This window comes from Roseateles sp. GW821-FHT02E12, assembly GCF_059421665.1.
This window is the reverse complement of sequence record NZ_JBWKVK010000002.1, coordinates 740,261-759,584: the sequence shown is the minus strand read 5'-3', so window position 1 is coordinate 759,584 and position 19,324 is coordinate 740,261. Positions and strand designations below refer to the sequence as shown.

20 protein-coding genes are annotated in these 19,324 nt (G+C 58.4%); 14 read left to right on the top strand and 6 right to left on the bottom strand.

Features of this window, described 5'->3' with window-relative positions:
* Window position 1: 1 nt before the first annotated feature.
* The gene (locus tag AC07V5_RS14285) at window positions 2-934 is read right to left on the bottom strand and encodes an electron transfer flavoprotein subunit alpha/FixB family protein (RefSeq protein ID WP_495116336.1); all 933 of its coding nucleotides are present in this window, start codon (window positions 932-934) and stop codon (window positions 2-4) included.
* A complete protein-coding gene (locus tag AC07V5_RS14280) occupies window positions 934-1,689 on the bottom strand; it encodes an electron transfer flavoprotein subunit beta/FixA family protein (protein ID WP_495116335.1) in 756 nt (251 codons plus the stop codon). The genes AC07V5_RS14285 and AC07V5_RS14280 overlap by 1 nt, the downstream gene beginning before the upstream one ends.
* A gap of 172 nt (window positions 1,690-1,861) precedes the next feature.
* Between AC07V5_RS14280 and murI the strand changes: the two genes are divergently transcribed.
* The 9 genes from murI (at window position 1,862) to AC07V5_RS14235 (ending at window position 12,727) form a co-directional block, all read left to right on the top strand.
* On the top strand, window positions 1,862-2,692 hold the full coding sequence (gene murI / locus AC07V5_RS14275) for a glutamate racemase (RefSeq protein ID WP_495116334.1): 831 nt from the start codon (window positions 1,862-1,864) through the stop codon (window positions 2,690-2,692).
* Window positions 2,693-3,300: 608 nt separating this feature from the next.
* Entirely contained in the window at window positions 3,301-5,391 is a 2,091-nt protein-coding gene (locus AC07V5_RS14270) for an ATP-dependent nuclease (RefSeq protein ID WP_495116333.1), read from the top strand.
* Window positions 5,388-7,130, top strand: coding sequence for a UvrD-helicase domain-containing protein (locus AC07V5_RS14265; RefSeq protein ID WP_495116332.1), 1,743 nt, complete (start codon window positions 5,388-5,390; stop codon window positions 7,128-7,130). The genes AC07V5_RS14270 and AC07V5_RS14265 overlap by 4 nt, the downstream gene beginning before the upstream one ends.
* Window positions 7,131-7,345: 215 nt before the next feature.
* Entirely contained in the window at window positions 7,346-7,684 is a 339-nt protein-coding gene (locus AC07V5_RS14260) for a helix-turn-helix domain-containing protein (RefSeq protein WP_495116331.1), read from the top strand.
* Entirely contained in the window at window positions 7,674-8,948 is a 1,275-nt protein-coding gene (locus tag AC07V5_RS14255; RefSeq protein WP_495116330.1) for a type II toxin-antitoxin system HipA family toxin, read from the top strand. The genes AC07V5_RS14260 and AC07V5_RS14255 overlap by 11 nt, the downstream gene beginning before the upstream one ends.
* A 36-nt stretch (window positions 8,949-8,984) precedes the next feature.
* Window positions 8,985-9,914 (top strand): hypothetical protein, encoded by a 930-nt coding sequence (locus tag AC07V5_RS14250; protein ID WP_495116329.1) that lies wholly within the window; start codon window positions 8,985-8,987, stop codon window positions 9,912-9,914.
* A 377-nt stretch (window positions 9,915-10,291) separates the two neighbouring features.
* On the top strand, window positions 10,292-11,533 hold the full coding sequence (locus AC07V5_RS14245) for a hypothetical protein (RefSeq protein ID WP_495116328.1): 1,242 nt from the start codon (window positions 10,292-10,294) through the stop codon (window positions 11,531-11,533).
* 142 nt (window positions 11,534-11,675) lie between these two features.
* Window positions 11,676-12,320, top strand: coding sequence for a hypothetical protein (locus AC07V5_RS14240; RefSeq protein ID WP_495116327.1), 645 nt, complete (start codon window positions 11,676-11,678; stop codon window positions 12,318-12,320).
* Between the two features lie 110 nt (window positions 12,321-12,430).
* Window positions 12,431-12,727, top strand: a complete 297-nt coding sequence (locus AC07V5_RS14235) for an H-NS histone family protein (protein ID WP_495116326.1) — start codon at window positions 12,431-12,433, stop codon at window positions 12,725-12,727.
* 75 nt (window positions 12,728-12,802) lie between these two features.
* Here the strand turns inward: AC07V5_RS14235 and AC07V5_RS14230 are convergent, their stop codons facing one another.
* On the bottom strand, window positions 12,803-13,759 hold the full coding sequence (locus tag AC07V5_RS14230) for a hypothetical protein (RefSeq protein ID WP_495116325.1): 957 nt from the start codon (window positions 13,757-13,759) through the stop codon (window positions 12,803-12,805).
* A gap of 315 nt (window positions 13,760-14,074) precedes the next feature.
* Window positions 14,075-14,272 carry a hypothetical protein gene (locus AC07V5_RS14225; protein WP_495116324.1) on the bottom strand — a complete coding sequence of 66 codons (198 nt, stop codon included), beginning with the start codon at window positions 14,270-14,272 and terminating at the stop codon, window positions 14,075-14,077.
* Window positions 14,273-14,557: 285 nt separating this feature from the next.
* Here AC07V5_RS14225 and AC07V5_RS14220 point away from each other — a divergent pair, with 285 nt between their 5' ends.
* From AC07V5_RS14220 to AC07V5_RS14210, 3 genes are all read left to right on the top strand, one after another.
* Window positions 14,558-14,749 carry a hypothetical protein gene (locus tag AC07V5_RS14220; protein WP_495116323.1) on the top strand — a complete coding sequence of 64 codons (192 nt, stop codon included), beginning with the start codon at window positions 14,558-14,560 and terminating at the stop codon, window positions 14,747-14,749.
* A gap of 103 nt (window positions 14,750-14,852) precedes the next feature.
* Window positions 14,853-15,269: a hypothetical protein gene (locus AC07V5_RS14215; protein WP_495116322.1), complete on the top strand. Its 417-nt coding sequence runs from the start codon at window positions 14,853-14,855 to the stop codon at window positions 15,267-15,269.
* A gap of 24 nt (window positions 15,270-15,293) precedes the next feature.
* A complete protein-coding gene (locus tag AC07V5_RS14210) occupies window positions 15,294-15,782 on the top strand; it encodes a hypothetical protein (protein ID WP_495116321.1) in 489 nt (162 codons plus the stop codon).
* Window positions 15,783-15,806: 24 nt separating this feature from the next.
* Here the strand turns inward: AC07V5_RS14210 and AC07V5_RS14205 are convergent, their stop codons facing one another.
* Both AC07V5_RS14205 and AC07V5_RS14200 read right to left on the bottom strand, forming a co-directional pair.
* Window positions 15,807-17,165, bottom strand: coding sequence for a relaxase/mobilization nuclease domain-containing protein (locus AC07V5_RS14205; protein WP_495116320.1), 1,359 nt, complete (start codon window positions 17,163-17,165; stop codon window positions 15,807-15,809).
* Window positions 17,166-17,174: 9 nt separating this feature from the next.
* Entirely contained in the window at window positions 17,175-17,549 is a 375-nt protein-coding gene (locus AC07V5_RS14200; RefSeq protein ID WP_495116319.1) for a plasmid mobilization protein, read from the bottom strand.
* Window positions 17,550-17,898: 349 nt separating this feature from the next.
* Between AC07V5_RS14200 and AC07V5_RS14195 the strand changes: the two genes are divergently transcribed.
* Entirely contained in the window at window positions 17,899-18,456 is a 558-nt protein-coding gene (locus AC07V5_RS14195; protein WP_495116318.1) for a hypothetical protein, read from the top strand.
* Window positions 18,457-18,553: 97 nt separating this feature from the next.
* Window positions 18,554-19,324 carry a hypothetical protein gene (locus AC07V5_RS14190; protein ID WP_495116317.1) on the top strand — a complete coding sequence of 257 codons (771 nt, stop codon included), beginning with the start codon at window positions 18,554-18,556 and terminating at the stop codon, window positions 19,322-19,324.

Genomic DNA, 19,324 nt, shown 5'->3' with positions numbered 1-19,324 from the left:
TTTACAGCGCAGCGACGAGTTCAGGCACGGCCGTGAACAGATCGGCTTCCAGACCGTAGTCGGCCACCGAGAAGATCGGTGCCTCAGGATCCTTGTTGATCGCGACGATGACCTTGGAGTCCTTCATGCCGGCCAGATGCTGGATGGCACCCGAGATGCCGGCGGCGATGTAGAGCTGGGGCGCCACGATCTTGCCGGTCTGGCCGACCTGCCAGTCGTTGGGGGCATAGCCTGCGTCCACGGCAGCGCGCGAAGCACCCAGCGCGGCGCCCAGCTTGTCGGCCAGCGGCGTCAGCACTTCCATGAACTTGTCGTTCGAGCCCAGGGCACGGCCACCCGACACGATGATCTTGGCGGCGGTCAGCTCGGGGCGATCGCTCTTGGTCACCTCACGGCCGACGAAGCTGCTCTTGCCGCTGTCAGCGGCCGAGGCGACGGTCTCGACGGTGGCCGAGCCACCCGTGGCGGCGGCCGGGTCGAAGCCGGTCGTGCGCACGGTCAGCACCTTGGTCGCGTCGCTGCTCTGCACGGTCGCGATGGCGTTGCCGGCGTAGATCGGGCGCTCGAAGGTGTCGGCGCTGATGACCTTGGTCACGTCGCTCAGCTGGGCCACATCGAGCAGGGCCGCGACACGGGGCGCCACGTTCTTGCCCGAGGCGGTCGCCGGGAACAGCAGGTGGCTGTAGCCGGACGCCAGCGCGATGACTTGCGCGGCGACGTTCTCGGCCAGGCCTTCGGCCAACGCGGCGGAGTCGGCGTGCAACACCTTGGTGACACCGGCGATCTGTGCGGCAGCCGCGGCGGCAGCCGCAGCGTTGTGGCCTGCGACCAGCACATGGACTTCACCACCGGTGGCGGCAGCAGCAGTGACGGTGTTCAGCGTGGCGCCCTTGATGTGGGCGTTGTCGTGTTCGGCAATAACCAGGGCAGTCATCAGATCACCTTCGCTTCGTTCTTCAGTTTGTTCACCAGGGCGGCCACATCGGCCACCTTCACGCCAGCGCCGCGCTTGGGCGGCTCGCTGACCTTCAGCGTCTTGATGCGCGGCGTCACGTCCACGCCGAGATCGGCCGGCTTGACGATGTCGAGCTGCTTCTTCTTGGCCTTCATGATGTTGGGCAGCGTGACGTAGCGCGGCTCGTTCAGGCGCAAGTCGGTCGTCACGACGGCCGGCAGGCTCAGGGACACGGTCTCCAGGCCGCCGTCGACCTCGCGGGTCACGGCCACCTTGTCGCCGGTCACTTCGACCTTGGACGCGAAGGTGCCTTGCGGCATGCCGGTCAGCGCAGCCAGCATCTGGCCGGTCTGGTTGCAGTCGTCATCGATGGCCTGCTTGCCGAGGATGACCAGGCTCGGCCCTTCCTTGTCCACCAGCGCCTTCAGCAGCTTGGCGACGGCCAGCGGCTGCAGTTCGAGGTCGGCGGGCGTCTCGACGAGGATGGCGCGGTCGGCACCGATGGCCATGGCGGTGCGCAGGGTTTCCTGGCACTGCGTGACGCCGCAGGACACGGCGATGACCTCGGTCACGACGCCCTTCTCTTTCAGGCGCACGGCCTCTTCGACGGCGATCTCGTCGAAGGGGTTCATGGACATCTTCACATTGGCAATGTCGACGCCCGTGCCGTCGCTCTTGACGCGTACCTTGACGTTGTAGTCGACGACGCGTTTGACAGGAACCAAGACCTTCATCGAAAACTCCAGCTCGAATTGACGTAAACGTTAACCAGATTCTACGGGTGCTCCGCGCGGGAGCGGCGCATAAAAAAGCACGATCGTTCGATTCTAGCCAGAGGTCTGCCAACGCCAACAGAAGTCTTTTTGGAGAGGCCTCTCGAATCGCGAAGCTAGACTGCTTGCGCACATGCAGATTGACCCTCCCCTGAGCCGAGAAATCGGCGTCTTCGACTCCGGCGTCGGCGGCTTCACGGTGCTGCGCGAGCTGCGTGACCTGCTGCCCACCGCGCGCCTGCGCTACCTGGCCGACACGGCCTATGCGCCCTATGGCGGCCGCAGCCCGGAGGAGATCCGCGCGCGCAGCATCGCCATCACCGAGCATCTGGTCGGGCGCGGCGCCACGCTGATCGTCGTTGCCTGCAACACGGCCACAGCCCACGCCATCGAGGCGCTGCGCGCGCGCTGGCCCGCCCTGCCCTTCGTCGGCACTGAGCCCGGCATCAAGCCCGCCGTCGCGGCCACGCGCAACGGCCGCATCGGCCTGCTCGCCACGCCAGCCACGGCGGCGAGTGCCCGGTTGAGGGCGCTCATCGAGCGCCACGCGGGCGGGCGCGAGGTGGTTGTGCAGGGTTGTCCGGGCATCGTCGACCGTATCGAGGCCGGCGACCTTGCGAGCGCCGAGTTGCGCGCGCTCGTCGAGCGCTACTCCGAGCCGCTACGAGCCGCCGGCATCGACACGGCCCTGCTCGGCTGCACCCACTACCCGCTGATCGAGCCGATGTGGCAGGCCGCGCTGGGCCACGGGGTTCAGCTGCTGCGCATCGAGACCGCCGTGGCGCGCCGCGCCGCCGATCTGTGGGCGCCGGCGCCAAGCGATGTGGCCGCACTCGACATCGACACCAGTGGCAACCCGGCCGTATTGCAGGCGTGGATCAGCAATGTGCTCGGCTGGCGAGACCTGAACGTGCACGCCTGGCAACCCGAAAACAAGAACGGCCAGCAAGCGCTGACCGTTTGAGGAGCTGAGGCATGGTGCCTGGGACGGGACTTGAACCCGTACGTCCCTTTCGAGACGGCGGATTTTAAGTCCGCTGCGTTTACGCCAAATCATTGATTCAAAAAGACTTTTTTCGGACCCCATGCAATCTGTGCAAGATTTTGTGCAAGTTTGCGGCCGAAAGGCGCATGCCCCAGAGGGTTTTTAGCTCTGCCTAGAACACTGCTGCCCCGCCCGGCTCAGCCATGACATCGCCCAAGCGTGGAGTGAGAGTCATGTATCCAGATGAGGCTGCCGACGGCGAGGAAGCAAGTCAAAGCGATATGCCAAGGGGCTCTCGGCGCGTTGCGGCTGAGGCGGCGACATGGATCGCAGGTTTGCATGGCTCGACTACGACGTCAGCAAGCATTTGCGGTGCGTTGCTTGGCAGGCCCGCTCGCCGGCCCATCGATACGCGTATGAGCGTATGAAGGCGGTGTGGGACGCAGCAGGGATGCTGCCGCCCGTGCACCTTAGCTGAGGCTCTGGCAGCTTTTTCAAAGCGCTGACGACCACTCGCCTCGTTAGCCCAAATTGCGTTTTCATCGTCCCTGGAGTAGCGTCAGTTCATAACCATTCAGGGAGTGATGATGCGAATCGAAAAGGTGAAGGTTGAGGGTTTCCGGCTGCTCCAAGACGTGGAGATATTGCTAGAAAAAGATTCGACAGCAATCGTCGGAAGAAACAATAGCGGAAAGACCTCGTTCACCGAAGTCTTTGATCGCTTCATTGGCGAGAGCGGCGCGTCTTTCCGTCTTGAGGACTTTTCTGCTGCGAATAGGGAGCAGTTTTGGACGGCAAAGACGTTGCGCGAAAAGGAAGCAAAGCCTGAAGAAATTCTTGCTGCACTTCCCAAAATCAGCCTCACACTGACTTTTAACTATGACACCGGTGCGGCCAGCTTAGGCACCCTGTCTCCATTTATCATCGATCTCGATGTTGCGTCGACCAAAGCGGTCGTGCAAGTCGAGTATGCGCCAGTTTTATCCGCTCTCGCAAGCTTGCTTGATACGACGGCTACCCCCGATGGGGTCGAGCCTAGAATTCATTTCTTCCGCACCTTACGTGAGACACTGCCTAAGGCGTATAAGGTCCGGGTTGGCGCAATCGATCCTACCGATCCAAACAACCGTCGCGACTTCGAGGGAACATCAGCTCTGGAAGCGCTCGTCCAGTGCAATTTTGTCCGCGCGCAGCGAACATTGGACAAGCCGAAAGCCGGCGACACAGATGTAATTGGCAAGTTGCTCAGCACGCTCTTTAAAACCGCGACGGCACCAACGGCGGCAGCAGCAGACCAAGCGCTAGCACTTCAGCTCAAAGCGTCGGTTGAAAATATTGAGCGAACGGTGCAGGGCGACTTCGACGGAATGTTGAAAAAGCTTCTGCCGGCTATGGGTGCGCTCGGCTTCCCTGGGCTAAATGACACTGAGCTTCGTCCAGAAACCTCCCTGAATGTCGAGGCGCTCTTGAGCGACCACACAAAGGTTTTTTATACCGGAACTGATGGTGTTCACTTACCTGAGGGCTATAACGGACTTGGCACCCGCAATTTAATTTATATGCTTCTGCAGCTCGAAAGCTATCACAAGCTCTATCGGGCGCGGGCTATCCGCCCTGCTACTCATTTGGTATTTATTGAAGAGCCTGAGGCCCATTTGCATCCACAAATGCAAGAGGTATTCATACAGCAGTTAAATCAAGCTATTCAGAAGCTCTCTGAAGCTTACCCCGACGAACCCAAGTGGAATGTGCAATTCGTCATCACGACGCATTCGCCGCATGTGGCAAACGCAGCTTCCTTTGAAGCTGTCCGCTACTTCTTGAACGAACTAGTGTCCGAGAAGACGAGGCGTACAAAAGTAAAAGATTTTCGGAAGGGCGCCGCAGTCATTCCCACTGATGATCAGAATTTCCTTCATCAGTACATGACGCTGACGAAATGCGACCTCTACTTTGCCGATAAGGCAATCATGGTAGAGGGCACAACGGAACGAATTCTGTTGCCGCGCCTGCGCGAGCTTACGGACAAGCTTCCCGATGCCAAACATAAGCTTGGAAGCCAGTATGTCACCTGTGTGGAAGTGGGCGGAGCTTACGCACACATCTTCTATCCGCTTATTGATTTCTTGGAGCTGAAAACGCTGATCGTCACTGATCTCGACTCGGTCCAACAAGTTGAGAAGGAGAAAAACGGGAAGAAGAGAAAAGTATGGGAGAAGTGTCCCGTCGCTGATGGCGAGAAAACATCCAACGCTGCAATTGTCAATTGGTTTAAGCCATCCGACGCCGAGGATGATTGGCAAATATCGCTCAAGGAAATAATGAGCAAAACGGACGGGGACAAGCGCAAAGGCAGTCGACGTATTGCGTATCAAGTTCCTGAAGATCCCAAGGGCGCCGCATGCGCTAGGAGCTACGAAGACGCCTTAGCGCTTGCAAATCGCGACCGATTCACATGGCCTGGTGAACAGGACGAAGCGACAGAGGCCTGGGACATTGCGCAAGGCCTCGGCAAGGCAGACACCGCACTGCAATTTGCCATCCGCGAGAAAGATTGGATTGTTCCGAGATATATCCGCGAAGGCCTGATCTGGTTATCGGAGCCACCTTCGGCGCCGTCCGCAATGCCAAACGCTGATCTCTTCGATTCAGACGAAGCACAGCAGGTGGCGGCATGACTTCAGCCGTAGAGAATCCGGCGCTCGTCGCAGCTATGCAAGCGCAAGAGAAGATTAACGGCGCATTAGATGCTGGACAGAGTTTTCGCCTTGAAGCAGGAGCAGGCGCCGGCAAGACTTATTCACTCGTCGCCGCGCTAAAGCGCATCATTTCCAAGCGCGGCCCCGCCCTAATCCAGTCAGGTCAGCGGGTAGCGTGCATAACGTACACGGAAGTAGCGCGAAACGAAATTGCGCAGGAGATCGAAGAACACCCCGCCGTTCTTGTCGCCACGATCCATGCATTCTCGTGGGCATTTCTCGGGCAATTTCAGAAATCGCTTCGGGAACTCATTGCCGCCAAAGACGAATACAAAGAGAAAGTTGAACAGGGTGGCGGAATTGGCGTCAAGCGCGTGGACTACGATCTTGGTTTTTTTGGGGTGAACGACGAACACATAACGCTCAGCCACGACGATATTCCCAAATTCATGGCGGAACTCCTTTCCCAAGAGAAATTTCGCCGACTTTTAGCGCAACAGTTCCCAGTCATCTTTATTGATGAATACCAAGACACTGATCTTGGGTTCATGGAAGCCATATCAGAGCAATTTCTAAAGACGGGTACAGGCCCGCAGATTGGTCTTTTTGGCGATCACTGGCAGACCATCTATCGCAGCGATTATGAGCTTGCAGACTACCCCGTCGAGGGAATTGACAAAGGATCGAATTTTCGATCAGTGCCTGCGGTCGTGAACGTTCTCAATCAGCTTCGGCCAGAACTCACTCAGGCGGTCAGTGATCCACAGGCCCAAGGTGAGGCACGCTTCTTCCATGCCAACGCGTATAGCGGCGCAAGAACAGATGAAGCACATTCCAAGGGGGATTTGCCACCCGATTTGGCGCGCGAGACGCGCAAAGCGCTGCTGGAGCGCTTACAAGGTGAAGGCTGGGATTTAGCCAATACGAAGATACTCATGCTGACGCACAATGTCCTTGCGGCGGAGCAAGGCTACCCCAATATAGCTAGCATATACGCCGGCCGCACAGATCAATTTGTTAAGAAGGAAGACCCAGCAATAAAGTTCTTCGCTGAAATTATAGAGCCGGTGTGCAAAGCATATTCGGACTCTCGATACGGCGACATGTTTAAGCTATTTGGCTCAAGCTTGGTGATTTCAAAACATGCGGACAAGGCGAGTTGGCGCGCAGACATGGACAAACTTCTCACGTTGCGAACCACTGCCACTGTCGGCGACGTGATAGATCACCTGAAAGCCACCAAACGCCCTCCCCCACCTGATCGTGTTCTGCGTCGAGACGCAGAGCTAGCAGCACTGGAAGGAAATCCTGTCCCGGAAGAGTCAACTTCTCTTGAGAGATATCGTCTATTGCGGGCCGTGCCGTACGTTGAAATCATCGAAGTCTGTAAGTTCATCGAACGGCGAACTCCCTTTGCCACGCAGCACAGCGTAAAAGGCGCTGAGTTTGAAAATGTTTTGGTTGTTCTCGGCGGCGGGTGGAATCACTACAACTGGCCACTACTGCTTGAGCTTCTAGAAACGAAAAAGCTGACCGCCAAGAATACGAAAGGCTACTACCGCGCTAGAAATCTCTTCTACGTTTCCGTATCGCGACCAATGAGGCGGCTAGCCGTTCTAGCAACCCAACAACTGTCTGGCAGTGCATTGGCATCGGCCCAGCGATTGTTCGGAGACGCAAACGTAGAGCCGGTGGCAATACCCACATCCGGACCCTAGCGTCGTCGACGCTAGCGCGACGCGTGGGCTGTCTTCGGACGCTAAGCCAGCCCATCGAGCCTATCTTGTCTTCAAAGTTCTCTTGGGGTTTTCTTCTTATAAGTGCTCTCAAGGGCACCTACAGCCTATCAAAGTGCTCTTGAGAGCACTTTTTATTGACTTATCTGGCGTGCGCGTGTTACCAATGAACTATGGTTCACCACGTCCCCGACACGATGAGCGCGCGCAACAAGCTCCTGACGGCTCCCCCCTTTGCGGTTGAGCAAGCCCTGACGCGCCTCGGCGCAAACCTCCGCACGGCCCGGATCCGTCGCGACCTGTCCATCATGGACCTGGCCGAGAAGATCGGCGTCGGCAAGCGGGCCATCATGGATGCGGAGAAAGGCAAGCCGTCCACCGGGATCGCCGTCTACTTCGCCATGCTCTGGGCGCTCGATCTGCTTGGCCCCGCTTCGGATCTGGCAGCGCCCGAGACAGACAGCGAAGGCCAGACGCTGGCGTTAGCCCGAGAACGCATGAAGGTCGGAAAGACCGAGGCCGACAATGACTTCTGAGCCGTCGGAGTGCTTTGTCTACATCACCCTCCCCGGCTACACCGAACCGGTGACGGCTGGCCGTTTCACGCTCACTGTTGGCCGCACCGGCAATCCAGAAGGACGATTCGTCTACGGTCGCAGTTACCTTGAGCGGCCCAATGCCGTGCCGCTCGATCCGGTAGAACTAAAGCTTGGCTCACGCGTCTATACGACGGCAGCCATGGGCGGGGTGTTTGGCGCGATCCGTGACGCCAGCCCTGACCATTGGGGCCGAGGCGTCATTGAGCGGCATCTTGGCCGTGGGTCATTGAACGAGCTTCAATACTTGCTTCATTCGCCTGATGACCGCGCGGGCGCGCTTGGCTTTGGCCTCAACCACGCTCCCCCGGCGCCGCGGCGGGTCTTCAATCGCACCCTTGATCTGGCCAACCTGCAGCAGCTCGCAGACAACATCCTGGCCGACGAAGATCAGGCAGATACGGCTGATGCGCGTCAGGTCGAGAACCTGCTATTGCTCGGCACGTCGATGGGTGGCGCGCGGCCCAAAGCAGTCGTTGAGGATCAAGACGGCCTTTGGATCGCCAAATTCAATCGGTCTGGCGACCGATGGGACAGCGCCAAGGTCGAGCACGCCATGCTTTTGCTCGCACGCGCGTGCGGCCTTGACGCGGCTGAGAGCCGTGTCGTCGAAATCGCTGGACGCTCAGTGCTGCTGGTGAAGCGATTTGACCGTCAGCGCATCGAGGGCGGCTACATGCGCGCGCGCATGGTTAGCGCCCTGACACTGCTCCGCGCTGAGGATACACACCGGTCGCGCGAACAGTGGTCCTATGTCACGCTCGCCGAGGAACTGCGGCGCATCTGCAAAGAGCCGGAGATCAATGCCGAGGAATTGTTCAAGCGCATGTGCTTTAACGCGCTCATCAGTAATACCGACGATCACCCGCGCAACCATGCTGTGATTGCACGCCGCACCGAATGGTTCCTGTCACCCGCTTACGACTTGACGCCCTTCACGCCCTTGAGCGTCGAACGTCGCGACCTCGCGATGACTTGTGGTGACCAAGGGCGGCGAGCAAGCGCGGCTAATCTGATGTCGCAGCATGCGCGCTTTCTCCTTACAAACGACGCGGCGACTTCGATTCTTCGAACGATGACCGATCAGGTGCGCGCCAGTTGGTATTCAACCGCGCGCACTGCGGGCGTCAACGAGCGCGACTGCGACCGGATCGCAGGCGCATTTGTCTATCCAGGGTTTGAGGAAGCGACCGAAAATCAATGAATTGCGGTCATTTCGTTCGCCGCATGTGGAGGGTCAATGCGTAAGGCGCCAACAGAAGCCGAAAAAGTCAGCATCGCTGCGCTACTCAACTTTTGCAACGATGAGGGAGCCCCCGCAACGCCCGTCCCACGGGATAGCGAAGACAAGCCTGATGCGCTATTTGAATGGGCTGGTACTCGGATTGCGTGCGAATGCATACAGGTGCCGCCCGAGTACATCTATCAGCAGCAGTACAAGAAGCGCGACCAAGGCGCTTGGAATGGCAAACCGATACTCACCGTGTTATGCCCTAATGAACCTCATCTATGGGTTGCCGAAGCAATTCAGAAGAAAACGAAACTTCATGCAGGGTATCTAGCGACGACCGGTGCTCAGAAAGCTTGGCTCCTGATTCATACACCGACGCACGCACAGCAGTTCTACGTGGACGATGGTAAAGAATGGATACGGCGGGCCGTAGAACATGGCTCAAAGATGGTTCAGCACGCGTTTGAACAGATCTTCTTGTGGACGCCGCAAGACGGAATTCGGCGCATCTGGCACAGGGCGGATGACGCTGGCGTCTCGTCAACGCTAACCTTTGACTTTTCCAGCGGCTACCCGACCCTCTGCACAAATCAGATTGCCGTTCCTTTTAGAACCTTGGACCCAGGAGAGGCCGGGCCGCGTGAGACGCTGAGCGAAGTGTTTTCTGACGCGGAAATTATTTCAGTTCCACCCAAAGATCCGGCCTTCCTGCCACATCAGCCTGCCAAACGCCTGGTGCAATATGAATGCCGCACGCTCGTTTGGCCGGACCGCGCTGAACTTAAAATCGCATGTCGCTTTATCGGCGAAGAAGGTGAACCTGAGCTTCACACACAGAAGTTGGAAAATATTCCCCCGGGCACGCAGCAGTTGTGCCACCTCGTGCATGAATTTCGAGCGCCGCAACGGCTGCGCACGCAGCACGGCCCTATGTCGTGAGCGTAGCCGGTGTGACGCGTTGCTCGCTCGCGTCCGGTCTATGCCTCCGCCCTGGCGCCATCGGCGCCTCACCCTTGCGCGACGCGAGGGGCTGGCCCCTTAGGGTCTTCGGCCGCGCGTTGGTGGCGCAGCCATGGAGGCACGGCGGCTTCTCAAGGGTTCGAGCGGAGCTGGAGCCCGCCGCCTGGCGCGAGCGGCAAGTTGGCGCCAGGCGGGGTATTCGCGATAGGGATCGTGACCCCTGGGCTGCGACCTGCACCGCAGGGCTCAGGGCGCTTCAATGCCTAGAGCCCGGCCCTGGATGCAACGCGCGCGCAGGGATCGCCCCATACGGCTCACCTCGCGTCGATGGCTAGCATTGCCTCACGGAGGAAAAAATGACAACAGTCTTCTATTCGTGGCAAGCCGACCGCCCCACTACGACAGGCCGGAATCTGGTCGAAAAAGCGCTTCGCCAAGCTATCAAGGAGCTTAGGAGCGACGCCGAGATCGAAGAGCCTATTCGTGAGACGCTCGCCCTGGACAAAGACACGCAAGGCGTGGGCGGCTCGCCGCCCATTGCTGACACGATTTTCAAGAAGATTGACGAAGCGACAGTATTCGTACCTGATCTAACCTTTGTCGGCGTCCGAGCGGACGGTCGCCCGATGGCCAACCCCAATGTCCTTATTGAGTATGGCTGGGCCTCCAAAGCGCTCACACACAAAAGGATTGTTGCGGTCATGAATACGGCCTATGGCGCCCCTACTAGTCAGACGCTGCCGTTTGACATGATCCACCTCCGGCATCCGATCCAATATTCTTGCGAAGAGGGTGCAGACTATGCGACCCGGAAAATTGCTTGCGACGGTCTCGTCAAGCATTTGAAGGTCGCGCTCACAGCCATACTTGGCGATGATTCAACCAAGCCCAGTGCGCCCAGTCGACCACTCTTCGAAGCACGTCAGCCGCTCCACGGTCAATCGCGCTTCCGCGGTTCGGTCGAGCCTATTGGGGCTCCCTACAGCCCCCTCCCTTTTGGGTCGAATCCTCTTGGCGCGCTGTACCTTCCGGTGGCCGCCGCATCAATGTGGCTGCGACTCATGCCTCAATATGCCCTAGAGCCAACCTTCTCCGTCAGCACGAAGAAGATTGAAACGGCGTTGACGGCAACGGGCAATATCATCCTGCCGCTCAACGGGGCCGATGGTGGAAACATTCACTACATCCGGGGTATTGATGGTTTCGGGGTGAGTGTCGGCCTCAACGAGGAGAAAATAGGATCTGTGATCTTTGGGCTCACAAATGGCGAGGTATGGACAATTGATACGCTGCGTCTCGCGATTAATCCTAATGTCATCTATTTCAAGGAAGAAAATTTTTCGAGCTGCTTGGCAGACTGTGCAACTTACTTGAAACGCATAGGCGTCAACGGCCCCTATCGTTGGATCGCAGGTCTTGAAGGCATTGCAAAACGAGGCTTCATACCGGAGGGGCGGACTGTGCCAATGCGGAACCCAGTGATACTTTCAGATTGCGTAATGGCAGAAGGCGAATTTTCGGGTGAGCCAGTTGATGCCAAAAGCGCTCTCATACCCTTCTTTGAAGGGGTATTCGGCGCCGCTCATCTCACGCGCTGACTTTGCGACAGCGTCGCTGCCTCAACGTATTTCAGAAAAATTCCAAGGCAGCAAAATTCGTGAAATATGCCACGCGCGCCATCTAGCGCACCTACCGAGTGGATCATCTAGCATTGAACCCCCTCAACAAGAGTATTAGGTCATGGCTAGTGATCTCTGGAACATCGTTCTGAACGTCGTTGCGTCGTTCATTTATGCAGGCATGATCTGGTTGTGGCAACGACGCCGTGCCAAGCCTTCTCTGACCTCTCCGGCAGCGGTGCCACAAGCAGCACCTTATGAGCCGTCACTCGACAGCCGCGCCCAGAATCGAAGGACTCTCGAACATGCCGGTCATCAATTCTTCTTCTATCTCCTGACCTTCGCCCTGCTCTACCTGTCGATTACGATGCCACCACTCTTTAAGGCGTTGTTCTCAAAGGCGGCCTTGCTGCTCAGCGATGCCCGGTTTATCGGTTCATATCTGCCCGACGTTCCCGTCGGCAGGCAGTATCTGCAAATCAGCTTTTTCTTGTTTGCTGCCGTGCTGTATTGGCCACTGCTGCTCATCGCCGAGTTCTTCACTTCGTTGATCTATCCGGTGGTTGACAAGGTGTGGCGTGTCACGCCCCGTATCTGGAGGGCGATCAAGCTGCTGTTCTGCACCGTCCTTTGCGTTCCCGTTGCTGGAACGTCGATATGGTTGTTCTACGAAAAGAGCTTTACTGACGCCCTCGTCATGGTTCTCTTCGTATGCGGCCTGGTCTTCGTGATGGGACAGGCTCAAAGCGAACGACGCCATGTTTGAGATCGTTGCGAAACCGCGCTTGTCGAATTCGGCGCTAAACCGTCACAATACCAACAAGGCATTTTTGCCTGACGAGCTTCGGCAAGACGAAACACTTTAAGGACACAGCTATGGCATCTCTTCAGGATCTTTTGGCCCAGCGGGCGGCCCTCGAACAGCAAATCGCCGAAACGACTGCGAAGGAGCGCGGGGACGCTGTTGCCAAGGTCAAGTCCTTGATGGCGGACTACGGCCTGACCATTGCCGACCTGAGCACCCGTACACCCAAGGGGGCCAAGGTATCCAAGGTTGCCGCTAAATATCGCAATACGGCGACCGGCGAAACTTGGAGTGGCCGTGGTCTGCAGCCCAAGTGGCTGAAGGCCGCCATCTCCGGCGGCGCCAAGCTTGGAGATTTCGCGGTCTGACTCTTTCAGCCGCTGCTACAAAGGCCACCTCTCGGTGGCCTTTTTCTTGATGACCCGAATCGTGTGCAGTTGAGCCTAAAGGTGCCGCATCTTCATGCCACCTTCCGGCACGACGATTTGCGTAGCGGGACGGTGGACAGTCACATCAGCCATACCGGTTTTTGCCCAGATCAGTGACAGCGCAATATGCGATAGGCCGGCGGTCAGGCGATTAAGGTCGAGACCTTCCGGAAGCCGCGCTTGGTGCGCGATCTTGTTTCGAACGCTAATGCACGTCGAGATGAACTTCTTGGCCGGCTCGCCCTGCAGCGTCTCCGGGAAGCCTGGCCTCCTGGCCAGCTTGGTCAAGGCGGATGAAAAAGACTCCTCGCGAAGCGCCGTGATCGCGCCCTTCAGCGACGTCGCTTCGTTGGACGCGAGCGGGCTTCGTTTGCGCCTTGTGGCACGGTCAATCTGGGCAGCGAAGCGCTCGATAAGCGCACGCGCCTCGTCGGAACGCTTCTGTTTGGGGATCAATGTCTCCAGCGCAAGATAGACCGTCAGGAAAGCAGTTTTCGGTGAGGGATCGACAGTCGAAAGGCCAAGGATGCGGAGCGCGTCCTCTGATTGTTCATCGAGCTGAACATCAAGCGGCCAAAGCACGCCAAGTGCCGTGAATACGTAGCCCGGGTCACTCGGTTGCGTCTGCATCAGGCCGCTAAAAGCGGCCTCGAAATGCCTGCCGTCGTCAGGAAAAACAGCTACGCCACGCACGGAATCCATCAGGAGCGAATCGTGCTCGCGAAGCAATTTCTCCTTGACGTCGTTGGCCCAGGACTGGCTATTGCTGTCGGTCTCGGGGATATGTAGACCAAGCCCCAACATCGCGTTGAGCACCTGGAGGCGAAGGCGAAGGCGATTCCCAAACGCCCGAGCTTCCGGCTCAGTGAGGAAGCCCCCCGCCTCCATATGGAACGATGTGGCATCGGTCAATTTGTCCGCGTTTCGCGCCACCAGCTCCACAGCTTGATCGGCGGACAGGTCGAACGTCACGGACGATTCCGAGAAAGCGAACGCCCGAGGCGTTTTGCTACCAAAGGCCAGCCTCATACGGAACGCTGTTTTCATACTCTTCGCCATCTGCTCGACAAGTTCTTGACCGTACTGGGGCTGGACGCCGATCAACCGCCGGTTGAAGGCGGAGCCTTGGACTGGCGTTGATGGTATTGGCGGGCTTGAGCGAAGCTGAAGTCCGCAGGCTGTCTTGGGCACCAAGTCAGCCGCATTTACCGAAGTTCGCGCGCGAATTTCGGCGGCGGCCTCGCCCTATCGTTGATGTCGACGCGCATCGTCGCCGCAGAGCCGGTCTTAGGCCAGCTTACGCGTGAGCATGATCGACAGCTCGAAGCCGTTGCCCTCGGCGACGCGCGCGAGGGTCGCAGTGCTCATCTTTGGCCCGGCCGGCTTGGTGTACTTGTGGAGATCCGCCGGATCCAGTCCCGCCGCCTCGGCAAACGCCTTCTTCGTTCGTCCCTCCGCCAGCGCAATAGCAATCATGGCCTCCAAGACAGCAGCGCTGTCGAAGGCACAGGTGATCGCTTTCCGCCGCACGGACGACACTGAACGCTGACTCCAGGGATTGGGTCAGCAATTCTCGCCTATGCGGCGGCCTCACCCCGACTGGCACCCTCCGGGCACCAGCTTAGGAAGCAGGCGACGATCTGGATTATTGGAATATTTTCCAATTTTGTCTAGACTCCGTACGTCGGTTTTTTGAGCACAGCCGACGCGTCCGCAGGGCCTGGCGCATCCCTGTGGGCTAACGATGTCGCGCCTCCCTGGAGCAGCACCATGGCATCCGGAACTGACAAGATCGATTGGTACAACGAAGGCCGCAGCGGCGGCCAACAGCCCTCCCCCCACAGCGACAGCGTGGACGCGCATCTGAAATGGGAACAGGGCAAAGAGCAACGACAGCTTGACCGGCTCGTCGACGACTCCTTCAAGCAACTCAACAACCTCGGCAACAGCCAAAACCGGTAAGCCGACTGCCATGTGACCCGCCGGCGTCCGCCCGCTGGTCACTCCCCCTCTTTTCACCCGCGCGCCCTACACTGAGTCGACCCGGTCAGCCAGGAGCGCATGCATGAGTGATCTCAACATGGACAAAGGCCCTGATCCCCAGGCGGAAGCCACCAAGGAGGCCTTCACACGCGCCGCCGGGAACGATTCATCACCAAATGCCTCCGAGGGCACAGGCCCTCAACCACCTGTCGATGATGCGAACCGCTTGAGTGCGGGTATGAGCTTTGCGCATCAAGCTGCGCCAAGCTCTGACGATCAAAGCCTGAAACAGGAATTCAATCAGACTGCCCATCGCCCCGAGAAAGTAGGTGACGAAGCCAAAGAGGACCAACCTCCTACGCAAGCCAACAAGATTCAAGATCCCGAATTCAAAATGCCGCCGGAGATTCCGGGTCTGCGGGAAAAATTAGACAGAAGACTTGATTTAGGCTCATCAGATCAGCTATCTTTGAATAAAGGCCCGAAGCTGGGCTTATAAAAATACATCCACTGGGAGGGAAGCATGGACGCATGGACAGCCAAACAACCAGAGACGAGATTCGTTGACTGGCATTGGTCTGGCCAGCATGGACTGGTGACGCTAACGCGCTGGCATTGGTATTATTTTGACTACATCTGCAGCATCAATGCAATGCCCGCAGAAACGATTCATCGTGATATTTCGGAAAGATACCCATACGAAGGGACCGAATCCTTAGCATGGTCAATTAGCCGTTATCTAGAATTGCGCTGGGACGCTTACAAAATGCGTCGCGACAAGCTCGTCAACGACAATTATTCATATCAGCGCATGCGAGACCGCCTGCGCAAAGGCGAGGTCATGAAAGTTCTACGCGAGGCTATGCCAGAGGCCCGCGAGACATCTCGACGCGCGCGCCCTATCCGACACCGACTCCCGCGCATTCAATATTCGCCTTTCAAGAACATCGCACGCGCGCGACAGCTTCGTCCTGAAGCCGAAATCCGCGACCCGTTCAATCAAGCGAACTAGATCAATTGCCGAGCCGCCATGCAATCAGAGTCCGAAGCCCCGCTTCTGGGATCGATTTGCACTGGGCAAAGTGACTTCAATTGCCCGGGCACGTTCGGTCAGCGTCTGCTGAGCCTGCTGAGCAGCTTCAATCTGCGACTGACCCTCGCTGCTCACTGGCTTTTTCGTAGCCATCCGGCCGCGCCGCGCCTCCTCTCGCGCCTCGAAGGCGGAGTCGCGCTCTCGCCGTTGCCTATCGAGCCGGCGAGTCATTTCTTCGCGATCAAGGCGTTGGCGCGCCTGCTCCGCCTCGCGCTGTCCCTGGTGCTTGGTCGCGCGAGCGTCGCGTTCGCGAGATTTCTGACCCTGCAAGTCGTCCCATCCCTTCCGCGCCGCAGCCAAATCCTCAAGCCGCTTGGCTTGCCGGCCCGTCAGGCGGTCCAGCGTGCTGCGGACCCCGCTGACGGCAATTTGCTCTTCCAGCCGTTCAATGCGACGCCGGGCGTATTTCTCCGTCTCCGCATACTTGCGCTCAAGGCGCGCTTCGTCGCGTGTCTCGGCTGCCTTCAATCGTTCGTTCAGGTTTTCCCGCCGCGTGGTATGTCGGTCATTGAGCCGTTGCCAGTGCACGGATTCATAGGCGTCCCACGCGCTACCACGCTGAGCGTCCAGCCAAGCCCGACGCGCGCGCTCACGCTGCCCCATGCTGGCCGCCGGCTCGCTGTCGTGCCGCTGCCGATCACGCTGCTCGGTAGCCAACGTGCTGGCTTGCCGTTGAGCGACGACGCGTGCAGCGCGCCGCTCTTTGTATGCGGGCGTCTCCATAAGACGAACCGCCTCGGCTGCCTTCACGCCGGCCTCGCCAAGATCGCGACGCAAATTGTTCTTCACGCGCTCGACGCAATACACCCGTCCCGTCTCTTCCTCGTAAGACTGACTCAATCGCGAGAGCAGGTTGCGGTCGTGGCTCATCTTGGACATCAGCCCGGTAATGGGATGCACGCGGTTCAAGATCACATGCAAATGTTTGTGATCGGTGTCGTCATGCGCGACGAACAGCGCCTCATGATCCTCAACGCCCAGCGCGACCATGGAGCGCAGGCCGAAAGCGACCATGTCGTCTTTGCTGGGATCTTGGTCGGGCGCCCAGGCCAAACAGTAGTTGTAGACCGGATCCTGCGCTTTGCGGCCGGTGCGCTTTTGCCCCGAAAGGGCCTTAAGTTCCTCGGCGTGCCCAGCGGTCCACGTCATCACACGAAGGGCCTTCTGCGGGTCGTCCGTCAGCATATTGACGGTATGTGTGAAGCCGACGCGCTCCGCCGTCTCAGCGCCGCCCAGATCGTGCAGGAAGTAGGCCCCTGCACCGAGAAACGACCGCCCTTTGCTGGTGATTCTGGGGACCATGGAGAGGCCTCAGCTCAGGTCGTCAAAGGCGGGCAGCAGCAACGCCTCTATCCGCGTCAGTTGGTCATGCAGCGCGGCGAGGACTTCCGGCAACTCGCCTGGCTGCAGCATGTCGCCAGCATTCGCCCGTCGGACAAGCTGATTGAGATTGACGCCAACGCGATTCAACGCAGAGACGGCGGCTGGCTCAAGCGACAAGCCGGCACGCCACCGCATTGGCTCCAGAGGCGCCAGGTCGCCAAGCGTCGCACGTCGCGCATACGCCGCGACGCTTGCGCCGGCAGCGCCGGCCAAGACGCGCAGATGCGCCGCTTCAGACGCCGTGAATCGCAGATTCAGGCGGTGTATGCGGGACTCAGCGGGTGGCTTGCGGGGTCGCGACATGGCTCAGGCGTTCGCGCCAGCCGACGCCTTCAGCACCGCATGGAGGTCCAGGGGGGCGCGGCAAGCATCCCCCTGGCGAGATCGGCGGCCCGAAGGTGCGCCGGTTTTTGGGCACCAAAAACATATCTCGCTACAGCGCACACTCTAACGATTCGGCAGAACGTGTCCAGGTCACCTGCACACCGCCGCATGCGCCCCTTCGGGGCCACACAAGGCGCATGTAGAACGGCGCAGCGCTTGCAGTCCCCGAAGGCGCCCCCCGCTAGGGGGGCTACCCATTGAGCCAAATCCCAACGGCCGGAATACTCCCCTGCAGGCGCACTGCCGTGCGCCTGCAGGGGAGGCACGCATGAGCGCACCGCGCATCAAAGAATCGACATCCGCGCGCCCACAGGAAGCGCCGCCGGCCGCTAGCGCGGCCGGCGGCGGCAAGCGGCCAGGCGGCGTCTGGCTTTTCCTCCGCACGCTATTCATTGGCTCAGCGGGTCTCGCTGTACTCAGCGTCGTCATCGTCCTCGCCGGCAGCGCCTGGCTCACAGCCAACCAACGCGCCGAAGCCGAGAAGGCGCAGCCCTGGGCTGACCCAGCTTTCACCACCACCGCAGTCACTACCGGAGGGCTCTTAGCCCGCTGGACTGATTCAGATGGCAATCTTGACAACGGTCATAGCTACGTCAAGGGTATATATGACTTATGGAAGGTTAAGGGTGGCCAATCAACTTGGGTAGCAATTGCCGATTCCAAAGATGCGCAAGCTGCACTCCCCCAACTTTGGCAAATTGAATTCAACAAGGACGCATTCAGCCGGAATCAGGCCATTCTTCTTGAGGCCGAAAAGTTAAAGGCGGAATATTCTCGAAAAATGAACGAAATAAAAAACCAGCTACTGAATAATCCCGGCCTCTAGTAAAGGACTTCCAATGAAGCGGCCCATATCCATTAGCCAGCCGGAAAGAGTGCGCCCCACTGAACCCGTGCTAGAGCCGTCTCGACGCTCTCCGCCGTTGCGCAATCTCTGGGCGCTTCTTCGCACTCTGTTAATAGGGTCCGTTGGGCTCACCCTCATCACGGCATTAGCCGTCTTTGTGGGAAGTGCATTGGTCACCGCAAACCAGCGCTCAGAGGCTGACAAGGCCCAACCGTGGGCTGATCCATCCTTTATCACAACAGCGGTCACAACCGGCGGGATGCTTGCACGCTGGATGGACAACGATGGCGACTTGTCGAATGGTCATACATATATAAAAGGCATCTACGATCTGTGGAAAGTACGGCATCCAACTGAATGGCGAGAGCTGAGTCAGAAAAATTCATCACTGCACGTCTTGCCTCAACTCTGGCAGAGTGAATTTGAAAACGACTATACCGCGATCACCAAATCGACGAGTGCCAACGTGCAACGTCAATACCAGGCCAGCTCGCTTTCAGTCTATGCCCTGCCAAATTCCACACCTCAATCCACAGCATCTGCAAGCACTGCAGATCGATTCGAGGAAATTTTCTCAAGAAAAGGGAAAATTCTAGAACTTACCGACTACACAGCAATGTTTCGAGAAGAGGCTCTGCGCCAGGGAATAAGTCAGCCCACTACTGAACGAATGGTTCAAGCAATTCAAATTGCTTGGAAAACCGAAGGTTCGACTCTTTTCAGCACAACGGATCAAATGCTGGAAAGCGTAGACTCGATTACACGAGCGCAAACTGAAAGAGCGGCCCTCAAAGAAGCCCTCGAAACGATACATCGCCGCCTCTCCCTTTGGGCCATTAAGTATTAG